Source organism: Pseudomonas oligotrophica, from assembly GCF_021726475.1.
Lineage (GTDB): Bacteria > Pseudomonadota > Gammaproteobacteria > Pseudomonadales > Pseudomonadaceae > Stutzerimonas > Stutzerimonas oligotrophica.
In genome coordinates this window covers 81958-95412 of the sequence record NZ_JAKJRU010000002.1, presented here as the reverse complement: position 1 = coordinate 95412, position 13455 = coordinate 81958, and the positions used below count along the sequence as shown (strand labels likewise).

The 13455-nt window shown below is 58.7% G+C and carries 12 protein-coding genes and 3 pseudogenes; 3 read left to right on the top strand and 12 right to left on the bottom strand.

Translation table 11 applies throughout. From position 1 onward, the window contains the following. Nucleotides 1-386: 386 nt before the first annotated feature. Nucleotides 387-875: pseudogene (locus tag L3N39_RS18960) on the bottom strand (MCP four helix bundle domain-containing protein); the annotation flags it as partial. Between the two features lie 595 nt (nucleotides 876-1470). Between L3N39_RS18960 and L3N39_RS04330 the strand changes: the two are divergent. Next, complete coding sequence (locus L3N39_RS04330) at nucleotides 1471-1920, top strand: DUF2147 domain-containing protein (RefSeq protein ID WP_237256061.1); 450 nt, start codon at nucleotides 1471-1473, stop codon at nucleotides 1918-1920. Nucleotides 1921-1948: 28 nt separating this feature from the next. On the opposite strand, the gene L3N39_RS04325 is transcribed toward L3N39_RS04330, so the two are convergent. The 9 genes and pseudogenes from L3N39_RS04325 to L3N39_RS04295 form a co-directional block, all read right to left on the bottom strand. Beyond that, complete coding sequence (locus L3N39_RS04325; protein ID WP_237256060.1) at nucleotides 1949-2641, bottom strand: transposase; 693 nt, start codon at nucleotides 2639-2641, stop codon at nucleotides 1949-1951. Nucleotides 2642-2722: 81 nt separating this feature from the next. Beyond that, a pseudogene (locus tag L3N39_RS18890) lies at nucleotides 2723-2848 on the bottom strand (hypothetical protein); the annotation flags it as partial. Between the two features lie 83 nt (nucleotides 2849-2931). After that, nucleotides 2932-3282, bottom strand: coding sequence for a DUF596 domain-containing protein (locus L3N39_RS04320; RefSeq protein WP_237256059.1), 351 nt, complete (start codon nucleotides 3280-3282; stop codon nucleotides 2932-2934). Continuing rightward, the gene (locus tag L3N39_RS04315; RefSeq protein ID WP_237256058.1) at nucleotides 3279-3671 is read right to left on the bottom strand and encodes a hypothetical protein; all 393 of its coding nucleotides are present in this window, start codon (nucleotides 3669-3671) and stop codon (nucleotides 3279-3281) included. The genes L3N39_RS04320 and L3N39_RS04315 overlap by 4 nt, the downstream gene beginning before the upstream one ends. 115 nt (nucleotides 3672-3786) lie before the next feature. Further along, nucleotides 3787-4041 (bottom strand): MafI family immunity protein, encoded by a 255-nt coding sequence (locus L3N39_RS04310; RefSeq protein ID WP_237256057.1) that lies wholly within the window; start codon nucleotides 4039-4041, stop codon nucleotides 3787-3789. Nucleotides 4042-4047: 6 nt separating this feature from the next. Beyond that, nucleotides 4048-4410, bottom strand: a pseudogene (locus L3N39_RS04305) (EndoU domain-containing protein); the annotation flags it as partial. Between the two features lie 518 nt (nucleotides 4411-4928). Next, nucleotides 4929-5630, bottom strand: coding sequence for a transposase (locus tag L3N39_RS04300; protein WP_237256056.1), 702 nt, complete (start codon nucleotides 5628-5630; stop codon nucleotides 4929-4931). 148 nt (nucleotides 5631-5778) lie between these two features. After that, nucleotides 5779-6054, bottom strand: coding sequence for an Imm8 family immunity protein (locus L3N39_RS18955; protein ID WP_431977997.1), 276 nt, complete (start codon nucleotides 6052-6054; stop codon nucleotides 5779-5781). A 425-nt stretch (nucleotides 6055-6479) separates the two neighbouring features. Continuing rightward, entirely contained in the window at nucleotides 6480-6782 is a 303-nt protein-coding gene (locus L3N39_RS04295) for a hypothetical protein (protein WP_237256055.1), read from the bottom strand. 170 nt (nucleotides 6783-6952) lie between these two features. Here L3N39_RS04295 and L3N39_RS04290 point away from each other — a divergent pair, with 170 nt between their 5' ends. Continuing rightward, the gene (locus tag L3N39_RS04290) at nucleotides 6953-7927 is read left to right on the top strand and encodes an integron integrase (protein ID WP_284691920.1); all 975 of its coding nucleotides are present in this window, start codon (nucleotides 6953-6955) and stop codon (nucleotides 7925-7927) included. A gap of 187 nt (nucleotides 7928-8114) precedes the next feature. On the opposite strand, the gene typA is transcribed toward L3N39_RS04290, so the two are convergent. Together typA and thiI are read right to left on the bottom strand one after the other, a co-directional pair. Continuing rightward, complete coding sequence (typA, locus tag L3N39_RS04285; protein ID WP_237256053.1) at nucleotides 8115-9935, bottom strand: translational GTPase TypA; 1821 nt, start codon at nucleotides 9933-9935, stop codon at nucleotides 8115-8117. Nucleotides 9936-10102: 167 nt separating this feature from the next. Next, a complete protein-coding gene (gene thiI / locus L3N39_RS04280; protein WP_237256052.1) occupies nucleotides 10103-11557 on the bottom strand; it encodes a tRNA uracil 4-sulfurtransferase ThiI in 1455 nt (484 codons plus the stop codon). Between the two features lie 356 nt (nucleotides 11558-11913). On the opposite strand from thiI, the gene glnA reads away from it, so the two are divergent. Then, nucleotides 11914-13320, top strand: a complete 1407-nt coding sequence (gene glnA, locus L3N39_RS04275) for a type I glutamate--ammonia ligase (protein ID WP_237256051.1) — start codon at nucleotides 11914-11916, stop codon at nucleotides 13318-13320. Nucleotides 13321-13455: the final 135 nt, after the last annotated feature.

Genomic DNA, 13455 nt, shown 5'->3' with positions numbered 1-13455 from the left:
GCCGACTGCTGCTGGATCTGCTGGTGGCTGCTGGCCGACGAGGTCAGCAGCTCGCGCGAGGCGCTGCCGACGCCGTCGGCCGCGGCGCGCACTTCGGCGATGATCGCCGTCAGCTGCGTGGCCATCCTAGCCGTCGCCCCCATGACGCTATTGGGGAACGGCGTGACGATCACCTGCCCGAGGTCGCCACCGGCCAGGTTGTTGATCACGCGGGCCACTTCGTCCGGCTCGGCACCGAGCGTCAAGCGCAGCTTGCGGATGATCACCAGGGCGATGGCCGCGCCGAGCAGCACGGCGACCCCGGTCACCGCGACGATCAGCGCGAGGAAGCCGCTGGCGGTGTCGCGCACGATGGTCACATCCTCGTTGATGCTCGCTTCCTGATGGTCGATGAACGCGTTGATCAGGCGCAGCCACTCGGTGTAGGCGCCGGCCACGTTATCCAGCAGGAAGGCATGGGCGCGCTCCGAGCCTTCGGCGAAGCGCAGCTCGACCACCTGTTGCGTCAGCGCGTTGGTTTTCGCCTCGATGGCTTCGATCTGCGCCATCAGCTGCTTCTCCACGGGCTCGGCCGTGGACTGCGCGAGCATTGTCTTCATCGGTGCCGCCGAGTCCGCATAGAGCTGCGCCAGGCGCTCGATCTCGGCCACCTGGCTACGCGCGAATACCGGATCGGCGGCGCTGACGGCATCACGCACGGCGATCGCCCGGTCGTGCACGCTGCCACGAAAGTTGATCGCGTAGCGCTGCTTCAGGCCTGCCTGGGTGCCGATCTGGTTCATGCTGCGGTCGATGATGCCGACCTTCACGGCACTGAGGACCGCCACCGCGACCATCAGCGCCAGGATCACGCAGAACCCCAGCCCCAGGCGCATGGATACCGACATCTGCCTGTTCATTCGCTGTTTCCCCTGTTAGCGAGTTCAATCGTTCCACCGACCGAACGAAGCTCGGCGGCTCTGGCAAAAAACCTGTACAAGATACTGTCACCTTGCCAGCATTTTGTACAAGTTTTTCTGAGCACTGTACAAGCGCCGTAAAAGCCCTATAGCGCCATAAACCGCCAAGCTCGCGGAAAGCAGGAGGAAAATAAAAGCGTTACGTCTGCAACCGCCTGTACAGGTTGCGTGCAACGCGAGGGGGGCGCGGCAGGCGCTGGCATCCAGCACGGCGAACCCGGAAGGGTGGTACCGGCGGCGCTCGGACAGCCGACCCCGCGACCGACAGGCGACTGCCGATCGAAACGACACTTCCGAAGCGGCGCGGCGTGCTCGCCAAGCATCCTCTCGGCATGACGCATGCCGCGATCATCGCGGTCGCATCACCTCCTGACGCTGCCCGCAACAGCCCCGAAAAAGGACGACTCGAAGGGCATGTATGACGAGAACCAACCGGTCAGCCGGTCAGGCGCAACGGGGCGGAATCGCCGCTGGTAGAGTCGGCGGAGCCTTCCCGATCACTGGAGAAATCATGCGCCGACTGTTCAATACCCTGTTGCTGGCCCTGCCCCTCTCGCTCTCGTCACTGGCATTCGCTGCCGAGTCGCCAGCCGGGCGCTGGCAGACCATCGACGACGAAACCGGCAAGCCCAAGTCCATCGTCGAGATTCAGCAGACTGCCGACGGCTCGCTGGCCGGCAAGGTCGTGGAAATCCTGCATTCGGAGCACGGGCCAAACCCGCTGTGCAACGAGTGCGAAGGCGAGCGCAAGGACCAGCCCATCACCGGCATGACCATCCTCTGGGACCTGAAACCGGACGGTGAGCAGGTCTGGAGCAACGGCACCATCCTCGACCCGGCCAATGGCAAGACCTACCGCTCCAAGGCGACGTTGCTGGACGGCGGCGAGAAGCTGGAGGTGCGCGGCTACATCGGTATCGAGGCGCTAGGGCGCAGCCAGACCTGGGTTCGTCTTTTATAGGGGACAGACCACGATTTCGCGTCGATAACTAGCTACACGAACGCTTCGGACGCCCCGCCTTCCCACGCACCGCCCGACGCCCTAGAGCCTGTTCGATCTCCGAGGCAAACCGGGCGTTGCCCAAGGCGTAGTTGCCATTGGTTGCTGACCGAATCTGGTCAACCAAGCCAGGGTCAAGCTGATACCTGAAGAGCTCACGATAGGCACTGGCTCGTAGATCGGCGGTTTCACCAAGTTGGGTATAGAGCGGATTCGCCTCGATGATTGCTGAGGGTAACCCATGCGCGTTAGCGCCGTAGCTGGACCAACGATACTCGGCGGGATGCTCGACCATGCCGGCGCGTACAGGGTTCATCTCAATGTAGCGATAGCATGCAAGCACATAATCCTCTTGTTGCAGCAAGCAAGACCTAAAACGCCCCTCCCACAGCGTACCGCTACGGTCATAGGTTCGATTGATGTATTGAACGAATCGCTGCCCCAGGCCCTTCATCATAAGGCTGGCGCTTTCCGGTTTTGATGGGGTGACTAGCAAGTGAACATGGTTGGTCATCAAGCACCAAGCATGTACAGCGCAGCCATGTTGCTCTGCCTGAAGCTTCAGGTTGTCCAGATAAAATAAATAATCTTCGTCTGCATAGAAACAAGCGCTGCGATTATTACCGCGCTGTATCAAATGCAGCGGCACACCAGGTAGCAAAAGCCTTGCTCGACGTGGCATAGGAAATCCTTTTCCCTTCAAGTGAACTGCTATTCAACCACATCAACATCTAGGAAAACGTGGTCTGTCCCCTATTACTCAGTTGTCGCGGCTGTGGATGCCGGCCAGCTGGCCTTCGTAGACCTCGTCGCCCGGGCTGAGAAACAGCTTGCCGCGGTCCTGCGGGGTTTCCAGCGAGTAGGTCAGCGCGGTGCCGGTGGCCATCGAAAAAGAGGGACAGCTTTATTTAATTAGCCAACCTAACCGGCCGAAAAATAAATCTGTCCCCTTTTTCAATTTGAATTTACGAACTACGTCCAAAACTCCTTCCCATCCGAGTCTATCCATACAACCCCAGCAGGGGCCTCTGTGATAAACCAAAGTCCGAAGCCATCAAGATCGTCTTCACCGGGCTCTTCAGGCCACGCTTCCTTGAGCGCGTCTAGCTGAGCTTGGATAGTACCAACAAGGAAAAGGCCACCATGCGCAAGTCTTATATTCCCCTCCAACATCAAACGCTCCATCAGAGAGAAGAACAGATTGACTCGGCACGAGTAATCAACAGGCGAACCAAGAAGCTCAACCGTCATATGCTGCCATATAACGCCCATTGAGAGCCCAAACGCGCTTTGTAACACCGACTTATAGAGACCCTCAATCATTTGAACTTGATCTCCACCATTCTTCCGCCATTAATGGACTTATCCATAACATCTATCGTCCAAGAAGCCCCTGTCTGCTGCGAAGACGTGGAAAAGTCTCGAAGAGTTATTCGAGCTCCGGCGCCAGTTTTGGCTGTATATATTTTCCCCTTCCCAGGAATTACTTTAGCTATAGGCATACTTTCAACCCCAGCTAACTGCCTAAAGTAATACATCACATCGGATGTGGTAGCCCCCATATAGACCGGGGCCCCCTTGCTAACCTGAAAATCGGTCTTCAATACCTTACCACCCAAATTCAATTGAAAATCCTTCGGCTCAATTGATTTGGTGTTGTACTGCACAGCGAGATCATCAATTCTCTTCTGTGATTGCGCTTGCAGCACCATGCCAGGCTGCTTGCCTGTCAGATCAGGGCCTTTGGGGTTCTGTGCAATGCGGTCCAGAGCAGATTTTTCAGCATCAACTACCGGATTCCCAGTGGCTTTTGCACCAACTGTAAATCTATGACTTCAAGCCCTTCAGATGCTTGAATGGCCCCTCTTCCAAAGAGAAGCCCATATCCAAGGCTAATTGAATAGCCTCGGAATATTCCTCATCACTTATAGATACATCATATTCGCAAATATGGTCACACAATATCTCGAAAGCCAGGCTCTCTTCACTATATCCGACATAATCTAATGCTCCCTGAAGCAGCGTAGAATCTAGCCGCCCCCGGAATCGCTCTCCAAATTTGACAATACGATCAGCGTACATAGAGACCTACTTTATAGGCTTATAGGATGGAATTGGTGCATTGTCGGGAAAGGCCGTGATCACCTTGCCTGTGGCTGGCTGGTAAACAACACGCATACGAACTCCGTCACGCACTTCATAAGCAACCCATTTGGCAGGATCGCCTTTGCTTGTATAAATCCCGCCAGTTCCTGTTTGGGCGTACCACTTGGTATTAGGGGACGTCGCAATGTCGCCAACCTCGTGAACTATTTTATCTGCCGACCAACTCTGAGGAAAAACTGTCTTCCCTGGTTGCCCTGGCCACATATGGCCACCACTTCCAGGCTTGTCACCATACAAAATATGTTTTTTAGCTTCAGGGGAAAGAATATCGACATAATCCTTTCCAGTCGCTTTTGGACCGCTCCCCAACCCCTCAAGCAGCTTAGCAAGTTTATAGGACATTATAGGGGACAGACCACGATTTCGCGTCGATAACTAGCTACACGAACGCTTCGAACGCCCCGCCTTCCCACGCACCGCTCGACGCCCTAGAGCCTGTTTGATCTCCGATGCAAACCGTAGAAAAACGTGGTCTGTCCCCTATTGTTTCTATTGTTACTGCGCTCCTCTATATTTATCAAAGCTCCAACCAACAAAAATTGGCAGTACCCCACTTGCCGCACCGCCCGCCGCCTCACCAACATATCCTGGATACGGAGTTGGCTTCCATATACCTTGTAGAAGTATTAGCTTATTCGGATCAATAACAATCCCTGTAGAAACCTTCGATGGAAGAAGGACGGAAGAAACGTCCATTGCGGACCGTCCCATGTAACTACCCGCAACGCCACCAAGTGCACCAGTCGTTGCAGCAAAAGTAACACTCTTATCTTCGGCGTAAATATAAAGAAAAGGGGACAGATTTATTTTTCTGTGACCGCTCGCGGCCTACCTTGCCCTCTTCGCTCTATTCGCAGCCCGGCAATCCGCTCTACTTCGTCTATGAAGCGACAATTGCCCGTCAACTGGCCGCGCTGCAGACCTTCACGAATCAGAGATAGCTCCGCTTGCGATACAGCGCCACGAACGAACGTCCCGTATCGCTCGCTTCGCTGCTGCGCTGTGTCCCCTAACGCCAGGAAGCAAGGATCGCTATCCAGCCATCCCGTCGAATCACCAGCATCTATGCGACTGTAGTAGCTAGACCAACGATAGTCGCTTGGATCGGCCACCATCCGTGCACGAACAGGGTTCAGCTCGATATAGCGAGAACATGCGAGTAGATAGGTATCGGTTTGTACGACGCTCGATTTATAGCGGCTTTCCCGAAGCGTCCCAGACCGGCCTTCCAGTCGATTTCGATACCGAGTGGCTCGTGCGGCGAGTGCTTTCATCAACTGACCAAGCCCTGCTATCGCCTCACCCGGAGCCAGCAGCAAGTGCACATGGTTCGTCATCAAGCAGTACGCGTAGACCTTGACGCCAAAGGCATCCTTCAGCTCACGCAGATCAGTCAGGTATCGCTGGTAATCTTCGTCAGCGGCGAACACAACCTGGCGGTTGTGGCCTCGCTGGACGACATGGTGCGGGTAGTTCGCTAAAACAAGACGGCCCATCCTGGGCATAGTGGTGTTCTCCGTTCCGTGAAAAACCCTAGTTTAGCCAAGGAGGACGAGACGATCTGGACTGCTCCACACAAACTAGCCGGAAAAATAAATCTGTCCCCTTTTCCCATGCTGGCAACGAATAAAACAACACCGGCGCGGGGCCGGATCAGGCTTGGTAGTCTTCAAACTCCCAAGCGTAAAGCCTTGCCAACTTGCACGCAATCTCAGTCCAACCCACCCCTTCATATTGCGATATAGCCTTAATTATCGTGTCGACAATTAACTGATAGTTAAATTCTTTGACTATCAAAAAGTGCCTACCCCACATGGGCTCCCATACATTGTTCTGCAGCCATGTCGGAGTGCAAACGAACACCTCGAAATCGTCCCCACCATTATCACCTTCTGGGCCAATGCGAAGCCTTAGAGTTATAAAAAACATTCTGGATCATCTGGCACATCCGAGTGAATATCCACGTCATCAGCCGAAATCCCCTTTAGCTCCGCACGCATGGAACACCTCTTAGTCAGTGACATTCAGATGCCCGTTACTGACTTTAATTTTCTGACCAGTCACTGGATTGATTGAATAGGTCTCAAAGTTTGCCTGCACGCCAGTAGTAGCATACTGCGATGACTTAACAGTAGGAGCCCTATAGACACGCGTACCATCAGCACTGATCCAACCAGCGAGTTTATAGGGGACAGACCACGATTTCGTGTCGATAACTAGCCACATCGAACGCTTCCGACGCCCCGCCTTCCCACGCACCGCTCGACGCCCTAGAGCCTGTTCGATCTCCGATGCAAATCGTAGAAAAACGTGGTCTGTCCCCTATTGTTCTAGTTAGATATATGGCACGAGCCTTAATCGCTTAAGCACTTTATCTCCGCTTTGAGTATGTATGCTTTGCTGAAGAAAGGCATGATTCTGTCAATGGTTCTTGTTACATAACTTAGCTCCGTGCCAAGAACCTCCTCGCGCAACGCAATAAGCTCATGAACAATAATGTTCGATTTTTCTGGCGGAATCCTGGGAGAGTTATAAAGTTCTGCTAAAAGCCAGTCGAGGCATGGGTAATTCGGATTTTCGTTAACAGGAACGAATAGCGACTCTTCATGCGTTTCTATGCATGCTTTCTCGCTACCGTGATACATGTCGAATGCCATGATGGTTCCGTGATTTTTGACACTGCATCTAACAGTGATTAGACCGCATGCGGCGTTAACGCATAACGGTAGCGTTCGGTATAACTCCGAAAACACGGAGTCGCTTCGTAAAATATTTCTCTTTTAAAACAAATTCTTAGCTGATCGATCATGGCTTCCACTGTGTTCGCTTGACGGTTGTCTCTTGTGAATCTCCCAAGTCGCGCCTGCGGGAGCAGTTTCACGCAGTGATGCGCGCGCATCACTACAGCATCCGCACCGAGAAAAGTTACTGGTACTGGATACGCTTTTACCTGCGGTTTCACCAGATGCGCCATCCGTTGGAGCTGGGGCCTGCCGAGGTCAACCAGTTTCTGAGCTGGCTCGCCAGCGAACGCCACGTGGCGGCGGCCACGCAAAATCTGGCGCTGAATGCCATCGTGTTTCTGTACGCCCGTGTACTTGAGCGATCGCTGGGTGATATTGGCGAGACGATCCGTGCCAAACGCCCACCGCGCTTGCCGGTGGTGCTGTCGCACCAGGAGGGGCTGGCGGTCATTGGTCGGCTGGCGCCACCCTATGATCTGCTGGCGTCGCTGATGTATGGCGCAGGCTTGCGCGTGGTGGAAGCCGCGCGGTTGCGGGTGAAGGACATCGATTTCGACAAGCAGGTGATCATCGTGCGTGACGGCAAGGGCGGTAAGGACCGCACCACCTTGCTGCCAACCAGCCTGATTGCGCGGCTGACGGAACGGATTGCGCTGATTCGCGCGCGGCGGCAGGCGCGGGAGGCGTTCTACCAAGTGCCGGTGACGGTGCCCCACGCACTCAAACGCAAGTACCCCAGCGCTTCCGGTTCGCTGCAATGGCAATGGCTGTTTCCCTCCGCCGGGGTATGCATGGATGCGGACGGCGACCCGGCTCGTCATCACATGCATGTCAGCTCCATTCAGCGTGCCATCAAGCAGGCGGTGCAGGCGTGTGGGTTGGGCAAGCCGGCGAGTTCCCACACCTTTCGGCATACCTTTGCTACCGAGCTGCTGCGCCGGGGCAGTGATTTCCGCACGGTACAGACGCTGCTCGGGCATGCCGACGTGCGCACGACGCAAATCTATACGCATGTGCTGGGCCAGGCATTTGCGGGGGTGCGCAGCCCGCTGGGTTGAGCGGTAGGGCGACCCATGGTTGGGCGTCTGGGTATTGATGACGGCGGTCCCTGCCAGGAAGGTGGCGACGTGCCACTACCCTGGCAGGGTAGTTCGCGCAGATGCCGTGACTCAAGTCCATGGGCGCGATTTTTGGATAGAAACAACAAAGGCGCCCGAAGGCGCCTTTGTCTGACTGCAACGGCGTTTAGACCTTGCTGCGCTCGTAGCGCTTGCGGTCGTTCTCGTTGAGGTACTTCTTGCGCAGGCGGATCGACTTCGGCGTCACTTCCACCAGCTCGTCGTCGGCGATGAATTCCAGCGCCTGCTCGAGGGTGAACTTGATCGGCGGCACCAGGGCGATGACCTCGTCCTTGCCGGAAGCGCGCATGTTGTCGAGCTTCTTGCCCTTGGTGGGGTTGAGCACCAGGTCGTTGTCACGGCTGTTGATGCCGCACAGCTGGCCTTCGTAGATCTCGTCGCCCGGCGCCAGGAACAGCTTGCCGCGTGCCTGCAGGGTTTCCAGCGAGTAGGTCAGCGCGGTGCCGGTGGCCATCGAGACCAGCACGCCGTTCTGGCGGTTGGTCACTTCGCCGGCCTTGATCGGGCCGTAGTGGCTGAAGGTCGAGGTCAGGATGCCGGAGCCGGAAGTCAGGGTCAGGAAGTTGTTACGGAAGCCGATCAGGCCACGCGCCGGGATGGTGTATTCCAGGCGGACACGGCCCTTGCCATCCGGAACCATGTTGCTCAGGTCGCCCTTGCGCAGGCCCATCTGCTCCATCACCGGGCCCTGGTGCTGCTCCTCGATGTCGATGGTGACGTTCTCGTACGGCTCCTGCTTCTCGCCGGCCTCGTTCTCGATGATCACCACTTCCGGACGGCCAACGGCCAGCTCGAAGCCTTCGCGGCGCATGGTTTCGATCAGCACCGACAGGTGCAGCTCGCCACGGCCGGAAACCTTGAACTTCTCGGGGCTGTCGCCCGGCTCGACGCGTAGGGCGACGTTGTGCAGCAGTTCCTTCTCCAGGCGGTCCTTGATGTTGCGGCTGGTGACGAACTTGCCTTCCTTGCCGGCGAACGGCGAGTCGTTGACCTGGAAGGTCATGCTCACGGTCGGCTGGTCGACGGTCAAAGGCGGCAGGGCCTCGACGGCGTTCTGGTCGCACAGGGTGTCGGAGATATACAGCTCGTCCATGCCGGAGACGCAGACGATGTCGCCGGCTTCGGCTTCCTGCACTTCGACGCGCTGCAGGCCGGAGTGGCCCATGATCTTGAGGATGCGGCCGTTGCGCTTCTTGCCGTCGGCGCCGATCGCGGTGACCGGGCTGTTGGCCTTGATGGTGCCGCGGGCGATGCGGCCGATGCCGATCACGCCGAGGAAGCTGTTGTAGTCCAGCTGCGAGATCTGCATCTGGAACGGACCCTCGAGGTCGACTTTCGGCGACGGAACGTGGTCGATGATGGCCTGGAACAGGGCATCCATGTTGTCGTCCATGTTCTCGTGGTCCATGCCGGCGATGCCGTTCAGGGCACTGGCGTAGACGATCGGGAAGTCCAGCTGCTCGTCGGTGGCGCCGAGGTTGTCGAACAGGTCGAAGATCTGGTCGATGACCCAGTCCGGACGCGCGCCGGGACGGTCGATCTTGTTGACCACGACGATCGGGCGCAGGCCGGCCTTGAACGCCTTCTGGGTCACGAAGCGGGTCTGCGGCATGGGGCCGTCCTGGGCGTCGACCACCAGCAGTACGGAGTCGACCATGCTCATCACGCGCTCGACCTCACCGCCGAAGTCGGCGTGCCCGGGGGTGTCGACGATGTTGATGTTGTAGCCGTTCCACTTCAGCGCGGTGTTCTTGGCCAGGATGGTGATGCCGCGTTCCTTTTCCTGGTCGTTGGAGTCCATCACGCGCTCGTTTTCCGCTTCTTTGCGGTCGAGGGTGCCGGACAGGCGCAGCAGCTTGTCGACGAGGGTGGTCTTGCCATGGTCGACGTGGGCGATGATGGCGATGTTGCGAAGATTCTCGATCACTGGATTCGTTTCTCTGTAGATAAGCTTCGAGCGCTGGCTGGAAGCTGGGAATAGTCCGGACGTCGTCAGGCGTCCGAGTGGTAGCGACTGGGCCTTGCGGTCAGCAGCGGTCGGGAGGGCGGTGGCGAATGCTGCCACCCAACAGCCCCGGCTGTTTCACCGATGCGTCAGGCCGGACGATAGACGCGAACATTCACATGCCCCTCGCTCAGCAGGTGGTGAGCATGCAGGCGGCTCATGACACCTTTATCGCAATACAGCAGGTACTGGCGGTTGCCATCCAGTTCCTTGAAGCGGTTGTTCAGTGCGTAGAAAGGCACCGTCTGGACTTCGATGCCGGCCAGCTCCAGGGGTTCGTCCTCGGCCAGGTCGGGGTGACGGATGTCGAGCACGACCTGCCCGGGCAGCGCTTCGCCGACTTCCTCGACCGAAAGATCCTGGCCGAGTTCGTCGATCACCCGGTCGATGGCGACCTGGCGGGCGTTCTCCAGGGCGCGCTCGAGGATCGCCATGTCGAACTGCTTTTCCTCGTGCTCGACGCGGTAGCCCTTGGCGCGGGTGGTCGGGTTCACCGAGATCACGCCGCAGTATTCGGGCATGTTGCGGGCGAATTCGGCGGTGCCGATGGCCGTCGCGGTGTCGATGATGTCCTGCTTGTGGCTGGCGACCAGCGGGCGCAGCACCAGCATGTCGGTGGCCGAGTCGATCACCTTGAGGTTGGTCAGCGTCTGGCTGGAGACCTGGCTGATCGCCTCGCCGGTGACCAGTGCATCGATGCTCAGGCGCTCGGCGATCCGGGTCGCGGCACGCAGCATCATGCGCTTCAAGACCACGCCCATCTGGCTGTTGTCGACCTTCTGCAGGATCTCGCCGACCACTTCCTCGAAGGGCACGCTGATGAACAGCACGCGGTGCGAGCTGCCGTACTTCTTCCATAGATAGTGGGCCACTTCCATCACGCCCAGTTCATGGGCGCGGCCACCGAGGTTGAAGAAGCAGAAGTGGGTCATCAGCCCGCGGCGCATCATCTGGTAGGCGGCGACGGTCGAGTCGAAGCCGCCGGACATCAACACCAGGCTCTGCTCCAGCGAGCCGAGCGGATAGCCGCCGATGCCGTCGTGCTGCTGGTGCACGACGAACAGGCGCTGGTCGCGGATCTCCATGCGCACCTCGACCTCGGGCGCCTTCAGCGAGATGCCGGCGGCGCCGCAGCGCTGGCGCAGCTGGCTGCCGACATGGCGCTCGACGTCCATCGAACTGAACGGGTGCTTGCCGGCACGCTTGCAGCGCACCGCGAAGATGCGCCCTGGCAGGCGCTCGGCGTAGTGCGCCTGGCACTTGTCGACGATGTCGTCCAGGTCGCCCAGCGGGTACTCATGGACTTCGAGGAAATGCGCGATGCCCGGCATGCAGCGCAGGCGCTCGATCATCTCGCGCAACGCCTTGGGCTCGGCGACCGCGGTTTCCAGTTCGATGTTGTCCCACACACCCTCGACCTGGAGCGCGGGGTCCAGGTCCTTGAGCACGGCGCGGATGTTCTTCGTCAGCTGACGAATGAAGCCCTTGCGCACCGGCGGGCTCTTGATGGTGATTTCGGGGAAAACCTTGACGATCAGCTTCATGGAAACAGCGCGTGGCCGACGCGGGCCTGAAAAGAGGGGCGCGGAGTATAGCGGAAAGCGCTGGACCTTTAGTCGCTTTTCTGCGCTCGCGCGACGAGGCACCAAAACAATGCATACACGCCGGCTGTCGCACCATTATCGAGCACCGCACGCACCGCTTGCCCGCCCGATTGGCGGCGCCAAGCCACTCGCCGGGGCAGGCGGCCCGGTTTACCGACCTCGCGGACCCAACACGGAGCACTGGCATGCAATTTGCTCCCTTGTGAGGCAGGTTGCCTTGGCGGAACATCGCCGCCCGGCTTCATCATCGATTCAGGGAAGCCCACTGTCACGCTTCCACCACTTGGAGAACCCCCATGTCGAAGTCGCTTCAACTGATCAAAGATAACGATGTGAAGTGGATTGATCTGCGCTTCACCGACCCCAAGGGTCGCCAGCACCACATCACCATGCCGGCCCGCGACGCGGATGACGATTTCTTCGAAGTCGGCAAGATGTTCGACGGTTCTTCGATCGATGGCTGGAAGGGTATCGAAGCCTCCGACATGATCCTGCTGCCGGACGACAGCACCGCCGTGCTCGACCCCTTCACCGAGGAGCCGACCCTGATCCTGGTCTGCGACGTGATCGAGCCGTCCACCATGCAGGGATACGAGCGCGACCCGCGCGCCATCGCCAAGCGTGCCGAGGAATACCTCAAGTCCACCGGCATCGGTGACACCGTGTTCGCCGGCCCGGAGCCGGAGTTCTTCATTTTCGACTCCGTGAAGTACAAGTCGGACATGTCCGGCTCGATGTTCAAGATCTTCTCCGAGCAGGCTGCCTGGAGCACCGACGCCGACCTCGACGGCCGCCAGGGCAACAGCGGCCACTTCATCCGCGTGAAGGGCGGCTACCTGCCGACTCCGCCGGCCGATCCGGATCACGAGATCCGTACCGCCATGTGCAACGCCCTGGAAGAAATGGGCCAGATCGTCGAAGTGCACCACCACGAAGTGGCCGGCGCGCAGAACGAAATCGGCGTGAAGTTCAACACCCTGGTGGCCAAGGCTGACGAAGTCCAGACCCTGAAGTACTGCGTGCAGAACGTCGCCGCTGCCTACGGCAAGACCGTGACCTTCATGCCCAAGCCGCTGTACGGCGACAATGGTTCGGGCATGCACGTGCACATGTCCATCGCCAAAGACGGCAAGAACACCTTCGCCGGTGAAGGCTATGCCGGCCTGTCCGATACCGCCCTGTACTTCATCGGCGGCATCATCAAGCACGGCAAGGCGCTGAACGCCCTGACCAACCCGTCGACCAACTCCTACAAGCGTCTGGTCCCGGGCTTCGAGGCGCCGGTGATGCTGGCCTACTCGGCGCGCAACCGTTCGGCTTCGATCCGCATCCCGTACGTCGCCAGCCCGAAGGGCCGTCGCATCGAGGCACGCTTCCCGGACCCGTCGGCCAACCCCTACCTGGCCTTCGCCGCCCTGCTGATGGCCGGCCTGGACGGCATCCAGAACAAGATCCACCCGGGCGATGCCGCCGACAAGAACCTGTACGACCTGCCGCCGGAAGAAGCGGCCAACATCCCGCAGGTCTGCGGCAGCCTGAAGGAAGCCCTGGAGGCGCTGGAAGCCGACCACGACTTCCTGCTCAAGGGCGGCGTGTTCACCAAGGACTTCCTGGATTCCTACGTCGAGCTGAAAGCCGCCGAGGAAATCAAGGTACGCACCTTCGTGCACCCGCTGGAATACGATCTGTACTACAGCTGCTGATCACGGCTACCGGGGCCGGCCTGCCGGCCCCACGCGACACCCGAACCCCGCCCTCCGGCGGGGTTCTTCGTTTCCGCCCGCCACTGCGCAGGAGCGCCGCGGCAGGGCATCGCTCGCAAAACCGGGCGATCCGGC